The 18438-nt window shown below is 33.5% G+C and carries 22 protein-coding genes and 2 pseudogenes; 5 read left to right on the top strand and 19 right to left on the bottom strand.

Going from position 1 to position 18438, the window contains the following annotated elements:
* Positions 1-211: 211 nt before the first annotated feature.
* Entirely contained in the window at positions 212-517 is a 306-nt protein-coding gene (locus HMPREF9007_RS09170) for a hypothetical protein (RefSeq protein ID WP_008762262.1), read from the top strand.
* A 13-nt stretch (positions 518-530) separates the two neighbouring features.
* Positions 531-725 (top strand): annotated as a pseudogene (locus HMPREF9007_RS09175) (N-acetylmuramoyl-L-alanine amidase); the annotation flags it as partial.
* A 122-nt stretch (positions 726-847) separates the two neighbouring features.
* On the opposite strand, the gene HMPREF9007_RS09180 reads toward HMPREF9007_RS09175, so the two are convergent.
* The 15 genes from HMPREF9007_RS09180 to HMPREF9007_RS26380 form a co-directional block, all read right to left on the bottom strand.
* On the bottom strand, positions 848-1504 hold the full coding sequence (locus HMPREF9007_RS09180; RefSeq protein WP_032850527.1) for a hypothetical protein: 657 nt from the start codon (positions 1502-1504) through the stop codon (positions 848-850).
* 51 nt (positions 1505-1555) lie between these two features.
* Positions 1556-1852, bottom strand: coding sequence for a hypothetical protein (locus HMPREF9007_RS09185; protein ID WP_008762259.1), 297 nt, complete (start codon positions 1850-1852; stop codon positions 1556-1558).
* A 432-nt stretch (positions 1853-2284) separates the two neighbouring features.
* Positions 2285-2983, bottom strand: coding sequence for a DUF4468 domain-containing protein (locus tag HMPREF9007_RS09190; RefSeq protein ID WP_229037622.1), 699 nt, complete (start codon positions 2981-2983; stop codon positions 2285-2287).
* 192 nt (positions 2984-3175) lie between these two features.
* A complete protein-coding gene (locus HMPREF9007_RS09195) occupies positions 3176-3742 on the bottom strand; it encodes a hypothetical protein (RefSeq protein ID WP_277754686.1) in 567 nt (188 codons plus the stop codon).
* A 77-nt stretch (positions 3743-3819) separates the two neighbouring features.
* On the bottom strand, positions 3820-5052 hold the full coding sequence (gene ftsZ, locus HMPREF9007_RS09200) for a cell division protein FtsZ (RefSeq protein WP_008762256.1): 1233 nt from the start codon (positions 5050-5052) through the stop codon (positions 3820-3822).
* A gap of 93 nt (positions 5053-5145) precedes the next feature.
* Positions 5146-5814: a hypothetical protein gene (locus tag HMPREF9007_RS09205; RefSeq protein WP_032850562.1), complete on the bottom strand. Its 669-nt coding sequence runs from the start codon at positions 5812-5814 to the stop codon at positions 5146-5148.
* A gap of 49 nt (positions 5815-5863) precedes the next feature.
* Complete coding sequence (locus tag HMPREF9007_RS09210; RefSeq protein ID WP_254706053.1) at positions 5864-6712, bottom strand: hypothetical protein; 849 nt, start codon at positions 6710-6712, stop codon at positions 5864-5866.
* 97 nt (positions 6713-6809) lie between these two features.
* Positions 6810-6962: a hypothetical protein gene (locus HMPREF9007_RS27255; RefSeq protein WP_165000533.1), complete on the bottom strand. Its 153-nt coding sequence runs from the start codon at positions 6960-6962 to the stop codon at positions 6810-6812.
* Between the two features lie 9 nt (positions 6963-6971).
* Positions 6972-7343 (bottom strand): hypothetical protein, encoded by a 372-nt coding sequence (locus HMPREF9007_RS09215; protein ID WP_008762253.1) that lies wholly within the window; start codon positions 7341-7343, stop codon positions 6972-6974.
* Between the two features lie 11 nt (positions 7344-7354).
* Positions 7355-7762 carry a hypothetical protein gene (locus HMPREF9007_RS09220; protein WP_008762252.1) on the bottom strand — a complete coding sequence of 136 codons (408 nt, stop codon included), beginning with the start codon at positions 7760-7762 and terminating at the stop codon, positions 7355-7357.
* Positions 7763-8338: 576 nt separating this feature from the next.
* Positions 8339-8974: a recombinase family protein gene (locus tag HMPREF9007_RS09225; RefSeq protein ID WP_007754395.1), complete on the bottom strand. Its 636-nt coding sequence runs from the start codon at positions 8972-8974 to the stop codon at positions 8339-8341.
* A gap of 247 nt (positions 8975-9221) precedes the next feature.
* The gene (locus HMPREF9007_RS09230) at positions 9222-9482 is read right to left on the bottom strand and encodes a hypothetical protein (RefSeq protein ID WP_005678230.1); all 261 of its coding nucleotides are present in this window, start codon (positions 9480-9482) and stop codon (positions 9222-9224) included.
* A gap of 56 nt (positions 9483-9538) precedes the next feature.
* Entirely contained in the window at positions 9539-10564 is a 1026-nt protein-coding gene (locus HMPREF9007_RS09235) for a DUF3871 family protein (RefSeq protein ID WP_008762251.1), read from the bottom strand.
* A 1004-nt stretch (positions 10565-11568) separates the two neighbouring features.
* Entirely contained in the window at positions 11569-12069 is a 501-nt protein-coding gene (locus HMPREF9007_RS09240; protein ID WP_277754684.1) for a hypothetical protein, read from the bottom strand.
* 64 nt (positions 12070-12133) lie between these two features.
* Positions 12134-12334 carry a hypothetical protein gene (locus HMPREF9007_RS26380; RefSeq protein WP_002559006.1) on the bottom strand — a complete coding sequence of 67 codons (201 nt, stop codon included), beginning with the start codon at positions 12332-12334 and terminating at the stop codon, positions 12134-12136.
* 158 nt (positions 12335-12492) lie between these two features.
* On the opposite strand from HMPREF9007_RS26380, the gene HMPREF9007_RS09245 reads away from it, so the two are divergent.
* Positions 12493-13536: a RelA/SpoT domain-containing protein gene (locus tag HMPREF9007_RS09245; protein ID WP_008762249.1), complete on the top strand. Its 1044-nt coding sequence runs from the start codon at positions 12493-12495 to the stop codon at positions 13534-13536.
* A gap of 24 nt (positions 13537-13560) precedes the next feature.
* Here HMPREF9007_RS09245 and HMPREF9007_RS09250 read toward each other — a convergent pair whose 3' ends face one another.
* On the bottom strand, positions 13561-13752 hold the full coding sequence (locus HMPREF9007_RS09250) for a hypothetical protein (protein ID WP_008762248.1): 192 nt from the start codon (positions 13750-13752) through the stop codon (positions 13561-13563).
* 184 nt (positions 13753-13936) lie between these two features.
* Complete coding sequence (locus HMPREF9007_RS09255) at positions 13937-15679, bottom strand: recombinase family protein (RefSeq protein ID WP_008762247.1); 1743 nt, start codon at positions 15677-15679, stop codon at positions 13937-13939.
* A 74-nt stretch (positions 15680-15753) separates the two neighbouring features.
* Between HMPREF9007_RS09255 and HMPREF9007_RS0125225 the strand changes: the two are divergent.
* Both HMPREF9007_RS0125225 and HMPREF9007_RS09260 read left to right on the top strand, forming a co-directional pair.
* A pseudogene (locus HMPREF9007_RS0125225) lies at positions 15754-16008 on the top strand (N-acetylmuramoyl-L-alanine amidase); the annotation flags it as partial.
* A gap of 116 nt (positions 16009-16124) precedes the next feature.
* Complete coding sequence (locus HMPREF9007_RS09260; protein ID WP_165000532.1) at positions 16125-16508, top strand: transcriptional regulator; 384 nt, start codon at positions 16125-16127, stop codon at positions 16506-16508.
* A 2-nt stretch (positions 16509-16510) separates the two neighbouring features.
* Here the strand turns inward: HMPREF9007_RS09260 and HMPREF9007_RS09265 are convergent, their stop codons facing one another.
* Together HMPREF9007_RS09265 and HMPREF9007_RS09270 are read right to left on the bottom strand one after the other, a co-directional pair.
* A complete protein-coding gene (locus tag HMPREF9007_RS09265; protein ID WP_032850525.1) occupies positions 16511-17497 on the bottom strand; it encodes a lysylphosphatidylglycerol synthase transmembrane domain-containing protein in 987 nt (328 codons plus the stop codon).
* Positions 17497-18414, bottom strand: a complete 918-nt coding sequence (locus HMPREF9007_RS09270) for a phosphatase PAP2 family protein (protein ID WP_008762244.1) — start codon at positions 18412-18414, stop codon at positions 17497-17499. Before HMPREF9007_RS09270 ends, HMPREF9007_RS09265 begins: the two co-directional genes overlap by 1 nt.
* Positions 18415-18438 lie beyond the last annotated feature (24 nt).

Here is an 18438-nt window from a genome sequence, read left to right as displayed (position 1 = left end):
TGGAGCAGCCCTCCCAATTGAAACTGACTAAAAAGTCAATAGTATCTCAATTCCCCTCCCTTTGGGAAGGAGGAGAAGTAAGATACTACCGACTTTTAGTCAGTCTCAGGTTTGTCGCTTCGCTCAGAATGAGAGATACTATATCGAACTAACCTTAATGTACAACTCCCCCCATTATCAATTATCCATTATCAATTATCCATTAAAAAAAATGCTAGATAAAATTATCGAGATTATTATGACTATCCTCCCTTTCCTGGGTAATCGTAAAAAGCGTAAAGCGATAGCGCAAGACGTCAAAGAATTCAGCGAACTGGTGAAAGACCAGTATACCTTCCTGATGGAACAGCTGGAAAAGGTACTGAAAGATTATTTCGACCTGAGCGCGAGAGTGAAAGAAATGCACACCGAAATCTTTTCGTTGAGAGAACAACTTGCACAAGCTGCCACATTACAGTGCGTAAACAAAGAGTGCCTACAGCGTACACAAAGCGAGGCATCCATCTCTGAAGCTTAATGCCGGACAGATTATGAGAACGATCAACTTAATCGTAATTCACTGCTCCGCCACACGCGAAGACAAGGATTTCACGGAATATGACCTGGACGTCTGCCATCGCCGACGCGGATTCAACGGAGCGGGTTATCATTTTTATATCCGCAAAAACGGGGATATAAAGTCTACCCGACCGATAGAAAAGGTCGGTGCCCACGCCAAAGGTTTCATACTATTTACCCCTATTTATGTATCTTGTTACTATAACCAATAAAAAAGCTAATTACCATTTCTGATAATCAGCTTTATTATAATAATACTGCTTATAAAAACATAGTAGATTCTATCTCACTATTCATAAAACTTAAATGATAATTTCTTTTTCGATTTAAAGAATTGCCCTATGCTTAGCTTTTTACCATGTAGAGTTTTATACGGTTCTGCCAACTCTTTTAGTAATTCATATAGTATTTGATTTACCAATAGCATATCTTTATATATATCCTTTATCTGTTCCCCGTCTTCATAATAGTGCTTGTCTTTATAGCCTATAAAAAACATATCAGATTTATTAGGTTCACATTGGGGAGCTGTATATCTAAATATAACTTTATTGGGGTGAATCCACCTGCAACCCTCTTTGTATATTTCTGATATTCCGGAATACCTCTTATTTAATTCTCCACAAAGATAACCGGCAGTAAGATATTGTTTACCGATATAAAGTTTATTAGTAGGCTTACCGTCCATGAAATATTTAAAGAAGCGTTCCTTATCTCTATATAAAAGACAAGCATAAACTTCCAAACAGCAATCTACCTGCATCCTAATAAAGTGTATGGCAGATAGTTTATTTTTATTCTTTAGTAAAGTATTAAAAGCCGCATTATTTTCTAAAGCATACGTAATAATAATATACATAAATAAATATACAGAATAGTGCTTATCAGTACAAACACTACCTAACACTTTACAATACCGTTTTGAAAATTTAATAGGTCTACTCATAGCATAAGTAAAATAAAAAAGGCTAGCCGAAGCTAGCCTAAATTTAATGTACTAGTCCAACATAGTTTTTACGGCTTCTCGTTCACTCGGATTGAGAGAAGAAATTAGGCGTCTAACCCTAGCCTTTCTCATTTCAGAATTAAGTTTCTCTCCCGAGTTAATGACTATCTTCAAGTGATTTATATAAGTCTCAAATCTTTCAATATAAGACTCACACTTAGTTATAACCTCTTCGGGAGTATCTGTTTCTGAAACAAACATACCGACACCAAAAGTTTTACTCAATTTGCTACGGTTGTTAGATACTAATGCTTCAAGTACATCATTTGAATCTGCTATTATTGCCATAATTATAAAAAGTTTAATTATGCCAGCACTATTACTGGCTATTCAGAAGATAGTGCCACAGCAAATTCCACACAAAAGTAGTATATTATTATAATAACACAAACAATTTCCAACAAAATCCGAATACTCTATGTAAAAAAAGCTATGATAGTATAGCTTTTCAAGAAAAAGCCCTCTATATTAATACCCAACATTATTATACTAATCCTATTAATACTAGAACTAGTATATCTATTATTATAGTATAAAATATAACTGTAATAATAGCCAACTTATTAGTGACTATATTAATACTGATTGATGTATTAGTATTGAATTTCTGTAAAAATAAAAACAGCAAATGAATTTCTTCAAATGGTGATAACCATGTTAGTTTCCACCATACCAAAGAGATATTTAATTCAAAATGTTAAAGTTACATTTATAGGGTAATTACCAATCATCATCACTTGTTTGCAATGGCTTCTTTAGAACTGTATCAATTTTGTCTACAAGGATTTTATAACATGATAGTGAATAAACAAAAGCTCGTGATGAGGTCACTTTAGGATGTTGTCTGTTTTCTGCAAATGGAAAGCAATCAGAAAGTGCCCATATTTGGGTATCTTTAGTAACGCCATTACCTGTTACCCCAAAACCACCACCAAACATTATGACATATCCACTATCGTCATTTATCTTCAATACCTCATAATTCTGTAAGGTATATGTCATTCGAATACGTTCTTCTTTAAAATCAAATTTAATAAGTGGTCGAATGCTTACTCTATATGAGTTATCTCCCATAGTCCGTTTGGCAATATTAGGCAAATAACAACGTGCTATGATTGTTCCTTCTTCCTCATTTGAAACTTGTATAGCTGACTTTGCATCAGAAGACATAGATATGACCCAATCTATAATTTTGCGATATAATTGAGATTTGGACTGACCTTTATACTCTTTTATAACCGATAATGATAGTTCACCCAATTCATTCAACTTATATTCATTGGATAGCTCCTTAGCTTTAGCTGACCAAGACATATCCCCTATATTAGTATATTCTTCTAATTCTTGTTTAGTTACAATTTGGGCATTAATTGTATTACAGACTAATCCTAATAACATTATAAAAATAATCTTTTTCATGTTGACTTGAAGCTTACTATTAGTATGATGTATTTTTGTGTTCAAATGTACAAAAAACAAATTAATTAATCAGATTTTATTATATATATTCTCTAACAAGCCTTGTTGTAAAAGATGTGTTGTAATAATTAATAGAACAATAAAAAACAGCAAATGAATTTCTTCAAATGCTGTTTTCCAATATGCTTTTTATTATTCCATAGTTATTAAAGCTGCTAAATCGTAAAATTCACCAAGATTCTTCGCATAATATTCTCCCTTTACAGTAGCCATTTTATTGGGATATGGTATTATACCAACTCGTTCTAAGTCTAATCTGTCTGCATCAAAGCAAGTATCAATAGTTGAGTTACCTGTTCGCAATGTTGTAGTATGAAGTTCACAAGCCTTAGACAATAACTCTAATTCATTATCGGTTAGTTCTTTTAGTAATGTATGCCTAATCCCATTAATCATAATAGCTGCTCTTTTTCCATGTTCAACGTCATAACCATTATCTATTCTGCATTTATCATGCAGATAAGCAAACAACCTAACAACCGTAATATTTACTTCTGATGTGGCAAGTATTATTCCATTACGTTCCACTCTTTGCCAATGTGGTAAACCATGAGTTTCCCCAAGTTCCCAATCTTTTAAAGCAAATTGTTTGATTGCTTCTATATCTAAAGAAGCTAACTCTTGCATAACCAACCTTTCTTTAAACTCTGAAAGATGCTTACTATAATTATCCTTTCTTCTATGAAACCACTTAAACATACAAAGATTGATTTAGTTGTGATAAAGATAAGAATTATTCTACTATCATACAATAACCCTTTTTCTATGATTATGAACTATTCTTCTTCCATTAACTTATTTATGATATTGCTAAGACGGTTTATTAGCTTCTCCTTTTTAGAGGGAACGATAACTTCTTCTTTTTCTTCAAATGAGATAGCTTCTTGTTTTTCTTTTAATACTTCTGTTACATTATTATTTATTGGCTCTTTAACAATAAATTGAGTTTGTTTACTCATAGGTTTAGAACTAGATTTGTAGTATTTCTCTATTTGACCTTTAAGCCTTGCTTCTTCGCTTGTATCAGTTATAGTGTTTTTTCTGTTGTTAAAGCCAGTAGCAATCAGAGTAATTTTTACCTCTTCTCCTAAACTATCATCATCATACAATCCCCAAATAACTTCTATATCAGTGTCTAGTTCTGCCATAAATGAATCTAATTCTGATAGTTCATCTATCAAGATTGGATTATCTTTACTTGCGTATAAAATATATAATAATTTTTGTGCTTGTTCTATTTCATTGTCATTAAGTAATGGAGAATTTAAGGCATTCAATATCGCATTTTGGATTCTATATTTCCCTTTAGCTTTTCCTGTTGCCATAATAGCACTACCACCGTTCTTCATAATAGTTTCAACATCACGAAAATCTCGGTTTATCGTACCTTCAACGGTAATTATCTCTGCAATGCTTTTAGTTGCAGTGGTTAGAATATCATCTGCTTTACTAAAAGCATCTTTAGCAGTGGTTATTCCATCCGTATATATTTCTCGTAAACGTTCATTATTTATTACTAAAAGTGCATCAACGTTCTTTTTCATTTCTTCAACCCCTTTTAATGCTTGCATTATCTTAGGCTTCTTCTCAAAAAGAAAAGGTATGGTGACTATTCCAACGGTCAATATTCCCATTTCTTTGGCAACATTAGCTATTACAGGTGCAGCACCAGTTCCTGTCCCACCGCCCATTCCAGCAGTTACAAATACCATTTTAGTAGTATCATTGAATAGCTCCTTAATGCTATCAATACTTTCCTCTGCCGCTTCTTTACCTTTCATTGGGTTATTACCTGCACCCAGTCCTGTTTTACCTAACTGGATTTTTACGGGAATATCAGAACGATATAAAGCTTGACTATCAGTATTGCATAGAACAAAAGAAACATCATGAATCCCTTGCTTATACATATTCTTTACAGCATTTCCACCGCCACCACCTACACCTATCACTTTTATTATATTAGAAACTTGATTTGTTGGAAAATCAAATTCAATTATATTATCCATAATTATTTCTCCATTATATTATTAATTATCTTTTTAAACACAATGCTTATTACTAAACTACCAATAATTATACAAATAATAATCTTATCCTCATTATTTCAGCAAATTAGATAGAAAACTATTAATATCTTTATTGATTATATATTCCACTTGTTCTTTTGCAGAATCTGTATACTCCAACTTCACTGTTACAATAATATCACGTTCATAAGTTTTTTTACAAGTAGCTTTGCTGTAAAAACATCTATCACTCTTAGTATTGCCTTCAATAGTATAACTATGGTCTGTAATATCTTTTTTGACAATTCTATTACCTTGTTCCACTTCTGTATCAATCATTATATCAAACCATTCATGAAGCGAATAATCATCTTTAAAAACATCGAAGTAAGTAGCATACACATTCAAACAGATTGTACTATCTTCATTTACGAAATGATTGCCATTGCCTAAATCTGATTCTTCTCCATGCGTAAAGCTAGAGGGATATACCAAGAAAGAATCAAAAGCCCTATTCCAATAAAACCTTGTATCATCATATTCGTATATCCCATTTCTGTAATCAATCAGTTTCACATCTTTTACTCCTAATACAGAATCTACCCATTGCAAATGCTTTGCTTCCGATATTTCTAAAATAGGATGATTGTCATATATAGATAGGCTGTCAATAGTAGCTTGTGTATTACTATCCTTTTTACTAGTACAAGATAGTAATAACATAAATATTAGTATGTAGATAGTTACTAACTTCATAATCATGAGCTTCTCGATTCTTGTTACTTGATAAGAATAAGGCATTTGATATATTTTATTTATGAATCTTATTTATATCAATAGTATCATATTCAGCAACGTCATCATACTTACCTTCTCCTATTTTCTGCAATCTATCTTTTATCCTTTTATACTGTCTAAATGAACAAGTTGAAGTATTTCTATCATAATCTATGATTTTAGCCTCTATCAGTTCTAATTCATTACATTTACTAAGCCTGTCATAACTATTCAAATCCACTCTTTTAACTAAGCCATATTTATAGTAACCACCATAGTAAGCACTTCCTGTTCTTTTGTGTATCGTTATAGTTTTATTTACAGAATCAAAATCTGAATTATAATTGCTGATTTTTCCTGTTGGATTAACAAATGGCGCTTCTGTCAGTTGCTTCACTTCATTATTGGTTATCTTATAAACATCATAGGTATTGCAATGTCTTATACCACATTTCCAGTTATTGATAATTAATTCTTCTTCTCCGTCAAAATCCACATCAGAGAAAAAGAATGGTGAGTTATGACTCAAATATTCATTTTTTGATTTAGGCAAATAGTCCAATTCTAATATCATGTTATCTCTAACTTCTTGTTCGTTTACATAATAAAGAACACTGTCAGAAAAGCTTTCATTGTAAATATAGAATCTGCTATCTTCCTTTTCAAAGTAAAGTAAGGCATTACCCCAAATTTCTGTACTTCTTTCTTTATCATAAGTATAGTTATACGGCAAACACATAACAGTTACATCATAGCCATTTACAGGTTGCTTATACTTTATAAAAATACGTGGTTTAAAGCATTTAAGCTCATCATCGAACAAAGTATTATACAAAAACTTTGCACATTTCATAAAGTTAGCTGCTGCTAACGAATCTTTCATATCCTGTTCACTTGATTGTCTTTTCCTATCACAAGATAAAACAGAACATAAGAAGATTGGTAATATGCAATATAAAATTTTCCTCATGGACTTCTTTCTAATTATTACATATAAGATAAATCGCCAAAACCACAACAGGAACGATGATATACAATGCTATTGCTCCTTCTTCAAAACTCCCATTTTCTTTACGTGGACAGGTAATATATGCTATTATCGCATAAAAGATTATTCCTATTACTACTCCCATAAGATTTAATTAGTATTTACTAGTATAGAAAGTGTCTTTTGTGCAAACATACTGTCTATCTTTAGTTTCTTTATATTGAATCCAAAGTTTCTTAACAATGTCACTACAAGGGTCTACAACTTCAAACCAAACATTATACTTCACATCAACGGAAACCGAAGTTGCATAATTTACAATTTTATACTTCTTTTTCTGAATCGTTCCATTGACATAGCAAGCAACTTCTTTCTGTTTAACTCTTTCTAATGCAAGGTTAATAACTTGCTGTGGCACTTTAGGAGTAAAATCTAAAACAGTTTTCTTTTGTGAAGATTGTGCCATAATTTCACCATTTGTAAATGATAAAATACAAATCAATAAATAAAATATATTTTTTACCATAATCTTTTCTATTATAAATCCAGAGCTTTACTTTTAATGTTTATAAAAGAATAGTCCATTAAATCAATATGTTCATCCTTTGAAATAAATAGAATCTCCCTCCTTTCGCCACTTTTGATATACCTTTCTGTTATATCTTTTGTTTCCTTAACCCATCCATTGTTAATATATTTATTTAAATGCAATTGTATTTCAACAACATCAATAGTATATTCTGTTGTATTTTTAATGTAATACGCCTTGCCTTCAAATATCAAATGACCATTAGAAGGATTCATCTCTTTTTCAAATATTACGTAACTAGCTATATCATTTCGATACATTTCTTTTTTATCTTCAACTGTTGTAGAGGAAGAATTTTGTGTTTTTTGATTACACGAAGTTAAAAGAACAAATATAATTAATAGGCAAATTTTCATATTCTGTAAATAATCTTTTCGTTAATAATTCAATTTGTAATATAAGCTGCTCAAAAATTGAGTTGGCTACTTAAAAGATAGTAGCAAAAGTTGTTTCTTAATGTCTGATTCGTAGTTATATATCGTTTTATGTACCCTGTTTCCTTCAGATACTATTAAAAATTAAAAGGCGTGGAAACTATTGAATATTATCATATTGAGGCTCTGGACTGCCCAAGGTTGAATAATAAACAATAGCCCACGCCAAACGATATATAGACTATCTTAACAAGATAGGTATATAACATTGACGTGAGCGTTCTTGCCTATTATCTTCAACCTTCGAAATTGTCCAGATTCCAATATGAGATAATATCTTAAACGCTCTTCGTTAACTAATATGTCCTTTCAGCCCCAACACATTAGGTATCTGAAATTGGTACAAAGTTACGAAAAGCGTTTGTAATAGCAAGAACTATTGTTTATTAAAAGTTGAGGGCTATTTCTGCTTTATAAATTTATGGTAGTGGAAAAATTCAAGACCACCCATATAAAAACTAAATCTCTGAATTTTTCCACCCCACCGATATTTTATGATTATGGCTTTATAAACTGATTTTTTATCCGTTGAACGGTGGAAATACCAATACTTTGTAGCTTAGCTATATTTCTGATTGAATAGCCTTTTCTTAGTAAAGCAATGACTTCTTTATATTCCTCTTTTTTCTTATCATCCGTTTTGGTTGAACCTGTCTTTCTGCCAAGTTTACCACCCTTAGCAATATAATTCGCTCTACCACTATTCAAACGGTATTGGATATTGCTTCTTTCGATATTTGCCATTTCTGCAAGTACTGTCACCATGATAGACGCTATTGGGTTAACTTCCCCATTTGGTTGCAAAGTATATAAGCCCAAGTTCTGTATGTAAACCGATACTTTCGATTCATGCAATATATCCAAAGAGCGAAGAACCTGTAATGTACTTCTTCCTAGTCTTGACAATTCAGACAAAAGTAGAATATTCACAGATTCACGTTTACAGTATTCCAAACATTCCCCTAAAATCTGTCTTTCCTCTATTTTCTTTGCACCTGAAATATGCTCCTGGAATATGTTTACTATTTCTATATCCTGTGAAATAGCATATTTCTTTAAATCCTCTATTTGTCTGCTCGTATCCTGTCTGTCATTACTTGAAGAAACACGGGCATATATTACGGCTGTTTTCATTTTATTCTTTGATTAAATTGATAACATGAAAGAATGTGTTCAAACCACCTTTGCAGATTTATTTGAACACATTCCTGTTTTGAACACACAAGTAGTTAGTGACGTTTATCCGCTTCTTCCACTTCCCATAAGCCAACTAAAAGAATAAGCAGGATTAACGGAACACAACCTGTTATAAAAGACAATACCACCCAAAAGAGCCAAACAAGTATCTTATAATAAAACATGATTCTTTATTTTAAATAGATTAATAATTGAACGGTTTATTTCCATATTGATAGTCTGTTATTGATAAACAGATTCTATCAAAGAAAGAATGTCCCTTATCTGAATTGAAATACTTCCTATAAATCTCATCATTGGAATTATCCAATAAGACATCTAATTTCAGCAACCAATATTTCAATGCTTGCAACCTCTTTATATATTGGAGATTATTCTCACAATGGCAAATTGTTTCTTTCAGATATTCAATCTTTCTAACCATAGTTTCCTTCTTTCTATCCATTGCAATAAAATTAATAAAATAGGAGAATACCCATTTCTGAATATTCCCCTGTTTAATCAATCAATAAACCACTTATATTTAGTGTCTCCATGCAAAGCGGCATTTATTCCCGTTGCTATTTCGGTTGCATTTACCGCTCTATCCAAAAATGAATCGATATATGAATGAGTTTTACACGCCCCAGTTAACAAATTAAAGAATTCCCACATAGACAAGTCACTTCCTAAGCTACCAAAGTTCTCATCATTGATATAAGCTCTAGCCACATTGTTAACCTGTGTATCAGTAAATAACATACGTGGAATATCTTTTTGATAGCCATTGGGTAAACACTGATAAAGCCTCATTTTGCCCAATATTTGGCAGAATTGATGTTGGCTCATTGAAGTATTGCCCAACTGTTGCATCAAATGCAGATGTTTGGCAGGATTGTAGTTGTTGAACAGTTCCAAGGCAGAACGGTAAAGTTCACTTGTATTGCTCACCCTTAAATCATCCTTGTAACCATCTGTAAAGATGCACATGTTGCAACATACTTGGTTCTTAAAGCCTATTGCCAACCTAAACAACTCTGGAACTTTCTTGCTGTATAAGTTCATTTGATTATAGGCTCTGACCCCTACTATTGAAAGGTTCAACTTGTTTCCCTCAACCGTTTCATAGATTGTAGGAATGTCAATACTAAAAGCTGCCCTCTCATAGTAGATTGTTTTGTCTGATTCCAACAACTGATTGGCAGGTTTGTGGATAGCTTCGGGAATGCGACCCTTAATCACATGACTAACACGAATATTGGGTGTTCCAATAGTCTCACCATTGTAGTAGGAGTTTGCAGCTTCCCAAACAGTTTCAATAAATGCAGCATGGTTTACTGTAAGCTCATTGTCTTTGGCAAAAACTGGAGTAATGCAGTCATTTTTCAAATGGCTTAAAGAAACTTCTTGGGTGTTTGCCTCTATAAAGTGATTTACCCTTTTGGGCTTTACTGGCTCTTCGATTATTACCGCTTCTTCTGCATACTCACCAAGGTTACTTTCCCTTCTTACCTGTGGCACATTGCCAATAATTTGTAGATTTCTCATAACGAATAAAATTTTAAATGATTTATAAATTGATTACGTGGATTGAAATATATTTCGTTTCTCTCCAACTACCCTCGGGGGGCGTAAAAGGGTACTATTCATGCGCTCATGTAACTTTCAATTCAGTAAATCATAGGAGAAATAAGCTGATATATATTTAAGCTCTTATTTTTATAGGTAGGGGGTATTATATATAAAGTACCTATACTATATTGCGTGCCTATGTATTACTATACACTATAATAGAAAGGAGAGTATTATACTGCCATATAAAGATATGCTAAATAGTAATATTAAAAAATGAGTATTGTTTATTTTTTTACCTTGTTTATAATGAGTAACTTTGAGTATTCTTAAAAATCAAGAACTACCTGTTTGTCAATGGTTCAACTCCTTGAATTATATGTAAATCAAACAGGTCATATTTGCATTTTCCCACACTTCCATTGGGAAAATTAACTCCCATATTTAAAATTGCGAACTGCTATATCCCTTGTATTAGACAAGAATTTAGAAGTTCCACAAAAAAAGCCGCAGTTGAGCACATTTGTAAGTGTACTCGCTTGCGGCTATTTTTGTTTTCAGTTGGGTAGTAGACTGCTTTATTCGTCAAAGTCTCTATAATGAGCTTATTTGTGGGCATTGACATATTTTTCAGTGTCTCATACTTCAAGTGCAGGATTAGCCTATATAACTCTTAATCTTTAAAAATCAGAACAGATACTCTGTCACACTAAAAAATGAAGTTCATGCGCACATCAAGTTTAAATTCTTTAGTAGTAGGGGAAAATGTGTGTTATAATATATAATTAATATTAGATACTTTTTCCCCACTACTTTACCTATGTAAAGCTAAGGATAACTTATAGTACTAATAATCACATTTCTCTTTGTCTTACACAGAAAAAAATCACTTTTATTGCATCCTATTCTGTAAAATAGTTAGGTACAAGGGAAAAAATACTGTATATTAATATATTATTAATAAAGAACACTTTTTCCCCTTACTTGGGAATTATGATATTCCCATTATCATCCATCTCTACTATTTTATTTACTTTCTTTTTAGGTAGTTTTTTCTGCTTGGAAAAGTCGTTTGCCAATAGAATATTTTCAGTATATAAAGTTAAGGGAGTAGTAATTGATACTAAATCAGCGCCAGCAAGTTCTATTATATACTTATCATAAGTCTTTTTATCTATTTTGATTGCTTTGATTATATTTTTCTTAATCAGTTCTATATTGCCATATTGGGATAATAGAAGTAATTGGATAAAGAAGCCCTTTATCGCTGCATCCAGTTCGATTAATGCAAACTTATTGGAGATAGTGATACATTGTTCTTCCATTGCAGGAATATGATAAATATTCCGTCTAGTTGGATAATAAAAACCATTATCCACAAAATAAGGCTTTATATCCAAGTACTCCTCAAATTTCTTATTAAAACTGCTTACTGATTTACCTCCACTTGTTCTTTTCAATTCATCTAAAGTAATTCTCACATTATACCAATCATCTCTTGAAAGAGACAAACAGAAAAATCTATAAATATTGGCAGGTTTGAATCTATTTAGAATGGAATAGTTGACGGTTGCATTGCTTTTGCAGAATTTGGGTAGAATATTCATTAGTAGCGGATTGAATATTGTTTATAAATAGTAAATCTTTCTTCTCTTTTTCTATCTTGTAGTAATAAGCACTACCAAAGTAAATCTTTGCTTCTTTTCGATTATTAAATCGCTTTCCTGTGGGAATGTGGATAATCATAAATAAAAATATATCTATTAATTAAAAGAATAATAGTTATAAGTCAGGAGTACTGAAAAGCATACAATATTTCAAATAAGCATGTCAAAATACCCTAATATATAGTAAGGAGATAAACTAATATTTATTATTTTTGTAAAAAAATAAATTTATCAGCTATGAAATATACAAGAAACCAAATCAATAAAGCCGGTGAAGTAATCATGACCTCTAAAGATTCTCAAGAAGTCACTTTAGCCATAGAAATGCTAAATGATTGGCGTACTAACCATTTAGTTCCCCTAAACTTATTAGGGAATGAAGTTATACAGATTTTGTTTGAGAATAATATTACTCCAATCCTTACATCTCAAAGACTTAAGCGTCTTACATCTATTCAATATAAGTTAGATTTAAATCCAACAATGAAATTAGGTGGTATGCAAGACATAGGTGGGTTTAGAATAATTCTAAAGGATGTATCTAGTTTACAGAAAACATTAACTTTATTATCTAACAAAATAATAACAAATTTTACTTTAGAAAAAATCAACAATTACATACAAGAGCCTAAATCAAGTGGTTATAGAAGTATTCATTTTATTTACAAATATCATTCGGATAATAATGCACATGACGGGTTAAGAGTTGAATTACAAATAAGAACTAAATTGCAACATAATTGGGCAACCGCTGTAGAAACTGCTAGTCTGCACACTAAAACCTCCTTAAAGTCTAGCCAAGGAGAAGATAAATGGTTGATATTCTTCAAAGTCGTAAGTTCTTTATTTGCGATAAAAGAAAAGCTACCAGTAATGACTGAACATCAAAATAATACAATGCGAGAACTTATGGTAAAATGCCACACATTAAATACTAAGTTTAAGTTTTGTGATATACTTAGAGCTTTAAGAGTTACTGTTCATTTTATCGAACAGAACAGTTTGGACAAAGAGTATTATATAATTGCTATAAACTTTGAAACAATGAGAGTAAATATACATACTTATGATAAAGAAGATGAGAATGAGGCATCTGAGCAATATTCTGAACTAGAAAAGGATATGGAAGATAATAAAAATGCAGTTGTTCTTGTTTCTGTATCTTCTATAAAGGATTTAAGAAATGCCTATCCTAGTTATTTCTTAGATACATCAGAGTTTATTAGAGCACTTGAAAAAATTAGTCAAAACTGTAGATTGCTTAAATGGGTAAAAGAATGACCACTGGTCATTCTTTAGTTTTCATTACGATATATGAGGATTAGGATTTTCTGATATTTTAGGAATAAGATAAATTGTGAGAACCTTTCCTTGTATCTTTCTTTTGCTTTTAATATAGCCATTTGAGCTAGCCCATAAGCCAACTCTAAGCCTGTTATCTGTAATTCCTTGTTTTAGTGCTTTTTCTCTGATTTCTTCATAGGTGAATGTTTGCATGATACTGTTTAAAATAAAAAATGGTGATAAAATAGTGTATCTTTTGTGCCTGTGTTATCTTATATACTATTTGTAATATATTGATACAAAGGTACTAAGTTTTTAGGGAGTGACCTAATACTAGTACCACAAACTGGAAAAATCAACTAGAAGCATTAATAAAGTGTGATTATAGATTGATACTTTATTTCACTTGATTGTTTTCCGCTTCTAAAGCCTTTTTCCTAGCTCTGTATTCCCTTTGTCTTCTAGCATTATCTTCTTTATGTTCTCTGCAATATTTTACATTATAATAACGGTTTTTCTCTTTGTTCCTTACTGCCTTAAACCTTTCTTCGTAGCATTTAATCTCTTCTGATACTGGCAAAACTTCTATGTCGTCTATAAAAGAATGTTTTTTCCCTATTAAGTGTTGGTGAATATCTTCTGTGACATCTGTAAAGACAGTATTTTTCTTCGTATTCAAAGTGTACTGAAGTGGATGATTCCACAGCTTCGGATATATCGAAATAGTATATTTATACTGTTCAATTCTATCTATAAAAGCACAATCAAAAACTTCGTGAATAATATCATACCTTGTTTTGTCATCCTTTATTTCTGCTACTTTATCTAAGTTTACTACCTTGTCATCTCTACTCACCTCAATTAACAGACCTTGAATAGTAGCCCTATCATTCATCCACTTATTCAATTCTTTTCTTTCTCTATCTATTTTATTATTGAGTTCATTAATAAAAGAATCAGCTTTCGTTATTGATAAAGTGCCCTCCACATAAGCTTTATATTCTATTACTTCCGCTCTTTCCTGCATTGCTTTAATTTGCGATTCAGAAGTTTTAATTTTGCTGTCACATATTGTTAGTTGACAATAATATTGTTTTCTGTTTTCATCATTTCTGTGCATTAGTTTAGTTGCATAAAGCGCAATAGAACTATACCAAAGTATGCTGTCAACTAAATTTATCTGTATCCAAAATCCTTTAGTACATTCTTGACAATGATATGTATTGTTATTTTTCTTTGCAACCATTATTCCACCACAGTAAGGACATCTTAATAATCCTTTACCGAAATAATAGTTATTATACTGTTTTTTAGGTTTGTTTGTATTACTCTCAGCTATCTCTTTACATTTGTTTATCATTTCCAATGTTACTAACTGAGGATATATATTTCCTTCCGTCTTGACATTATTACGTTTATTGGTAGAAGAAGGCAAACCTGCATAAGCAAAATTGTTTAAAGTTAATGATATAAATTTTCTAGCAGTAAGCAAAGTATAACCGACTAATAGTCCTGTTTGCATTAGTTCTTTGGCTAGACTACCATAACTATATTTCCCTGTTAAATATAAAGCAAATATAGTCTTTACTATATTTGCCTGTTTCTCGTCTATTATTAGTTTTTTCGTTGTCTCATCTACCGTATATCCATATAAAATCCAGCCACCAGTGTATATGGATTCTTTGCGTTTAGCATCTTTAGTACGTTTCCACCTGGCTAGTTTAGTACGCATTTCTGATTCTGCCATTTGGGAGAATAAAGTGAATACCATTTCTGCACCTTCATCTATATCTCCATTATCTTTAAATAGCCGTATAGACGGATTCTTGACTACTAGCTGTATTTTATGAGTTGTGAGATAGTCCAATACAGAGAAGTTTATTTTCTTTCTTCTAGCAATTCTTGATACTTCCCAACAGTACACACAATTTATATCGTTATCTTCTTCAATCAATTCTTTCATTTTGTTTAATCCTGCACGCTCTTCTTCTGCCAACTTTATACCGGATTCCTTTTCACATACAGGAATTATGCACTCCGGTAAGTAGCCGTCTTTGATAGCCATATTGTAAATTTCTCGTTCCTGTTCGTCGAAATCCTGTGCTTTTGTAGAAACTCTTACTAATAGTATTGCCTTCATATTCAGATTATTCTAATAATAATGATGCAAATATAACTATTTTAGTAACAGGATATATAAATTATACTATATAATACAACAGAGAAAGTATCGGTATCTGCTATGAAGGCGGGCTCGACAGCAAAGGTCGCCCCAAAGATACCCGGACCGAATGGCAGAAACATTCACTGCGGGTACTGGTTCTTACTTTACTGAAAGATTATCCGGAATGCCGCGTATGCGGTCACCGTGACCTTAGTCCCGACCGGAATGAGAACGGAGAGATAGAACCGGAAGAATGGGTGAAAGCGTGCCCTTGCTTCGATGCGGAAAATAACTGGAAAGCATGAGGCAGAAATCAAGAAAAGTTTTAATTGAATAGCCTATAAACAAGAAAACTCCAATTGCCCGACCAAACTAAGTCGGAGCAGTTGGAGTTTCTACCTTTATAAAATAGATCATCAGGATGTCTCCTCTGAAGGAAATCAATCAACAAGCCTATTATAATGCAATAAACCGAAGTACTGATGCCGTAAATAGTGGTATCTTCATTGACTTCATGCTACAAGAAATATACGAAACACTAAAGAAACGGCAAGGCGATCCTATAGTAACAATGAAAGCGACAAAGGATGTCGGTATAAATGTCGGTATAAATGTCGGTATAAACGAACAAAAAGTTCTGGAACTTTTGAGAAAAAACAATCAAATTACCGCCAAAGAAATCACCGGACTTCTAGGTATCAGCCTAAGGCATAGCGAACGCCTGATCACATCATTAAAGCAAAAAGGTATGATTCAGCGAGTTGGATCAAACAAAAACGAATACTGGGAAATTATAGTAAAATAAAGCTACTTTTTATTTCCAACCTTCATCAAAGCAAGCCCTATCACAATCCAAACCATCTCACGCACGCGAGTGATCAATGCCGCATAGACTCCATAAGCTCCGGAAAGGGAAAGCCCGCCTACCGCAAGGGCAAATCCTCCCTCACGGCCACCCAACTGCATAGGCAAGAAGAACAAAAGATTGGCTAGTAAAGAAGAGAAGGCAGCAATCAGGCAGCAATCTGCAAAACTGACACTCCTTGTCAGCACATTGAGGATCAGCCAGATTTCCAGACAACTGACTACACGTGCCGTATATTCCAAAAACAAAGCGGCATAAAAAGCTCCCTTCTTCTGTTGATGAAGCAGGGCTATCTGTTTATCTATGTTCTCCAACTGTTCCCGATGGGAGTCGGCAAAACGGATTACTTTCTTTTTCAGAAAAGGAAGATGACTGCCCAGACGAACGAAAGCAACTGCCATCCCATGCTGATAGCCTTTTACAAACAACATAGCTACCAGCAGGCAGAAGACGGTGATCGTACCCAAAATGGTTCCCATCACCCACCCTACCGGATAAAGGCAAAGGTATAGCAAGACAGAACTCAGCCAAAAACAGAAATGAGAAAAGATGTGCATCATCACGTAGAGAATCACCGAAGAAGTGGCTCTCTCCACTCCTATATACGGTTTCAGTTCCATGATGCGATACGGTTCACCACCCATCAGTCCGACGGGAGTTACGTAATTCAGTGCAAAGCCCGTAACAGTGAACTTATAAAGCCGGGCAAATGAGAAGTCCGGTTTACCTCCGCTACGTATAATGATGTACCACGATGTAGTATTAATCAGATAAACGAACAGCCACAGCAATAATACCAAAGGCAAATATACTCCTGCCCTTTTCAAATTTGCCCAAAGTTCCTGATAATCCATATCGAAAGTGAATATCATGATCAGGACGGCGACAATGCCAAAAGCCAGGAATATATTACGGTATTTGTTCTTCACTATTTAATATACTGATAATATCGGTCAAAGAAGTTTCTGAATCCGCGAATCTTCATCAGTCCGTACTCAAAGAGCAGCCAGCCGAGCAGTGCACAGGAGATTCCAAGGAGTACATCTATAATATAGTGATGACAAGAGTAGATCGCTGTTCCCCAGATGCCTGCCATGATAACAGAGAAAAGGGCAATCACATACCATCTGCATTTGCCGATAATGGCATACACCAATGCCACAACCATATATGCCGCATGAAGGGAAGGAACGGCAGCAAAGACGTTTGCGTTTCTTCCATAAATGGAGTCGAAGATAGTCACGCCAAAAATTTCGTCGAAGCGACCGAGACCCGCCACATTACCCGGAGTATTCAGTATCGGTTCGAAACCGTAGTTGATAGCATACCAGGGGGGAGCAGCCGGATGGATATAATAGCCGGCAAAGCCGATTAAGTTGACAAACAAAAAGACTAATGCAAAGCGAAGATAAGTTTTTCTCTCTTTCTTAAAGTACAGGCAGAGCCCGAACAGGATAGGCACAGGGACCCAGCAAAGATAGAAGATGCCGGCGAAGACATCTGCCACCGCCCAATGATGCACGGCAAAGTATTCACAAGGAGTAACCAGCACACCATTATCCATCACTCCGAACAACGACTTTTCGAGATTATAAAGTCCGGCCACATCAATCGGATTTACTTCGTAATTGGGGCAGATACGCATCCAGTCATACGAGATCCCGAAAATGGCGAAAGGCAGTAAGGCCACTGCCAGCTTCCGGGTAGGTAGTCCGGCAAAAAATAAAACCAGATAGAGTGCCGCCATCAGCAGATGTTCGGAACGGAGTCCGATACAAGCAGCTGTCAGCAGAAGAAAAAGAGCCATGATGACAATAACGGTCAGGGTTTCTTTCTTCGACGGCATTTGAATTGTTTTATCATTAAGGAT

The organism is Bacteroides sp. 1_1_14, from assembly GCF_000162515.1.
Classification (GTDB): Bacteria; Bacteroidota; Bacteroidia; order Bacteroidales; family Bacteroidaceae; genus Bacteroides; species Bacteroides thetaiotaomicron.
Note: the sequence above shows the minus strand (reverse complement) of the source record. Positions and strands in the feature narration are given on the sequence as shown.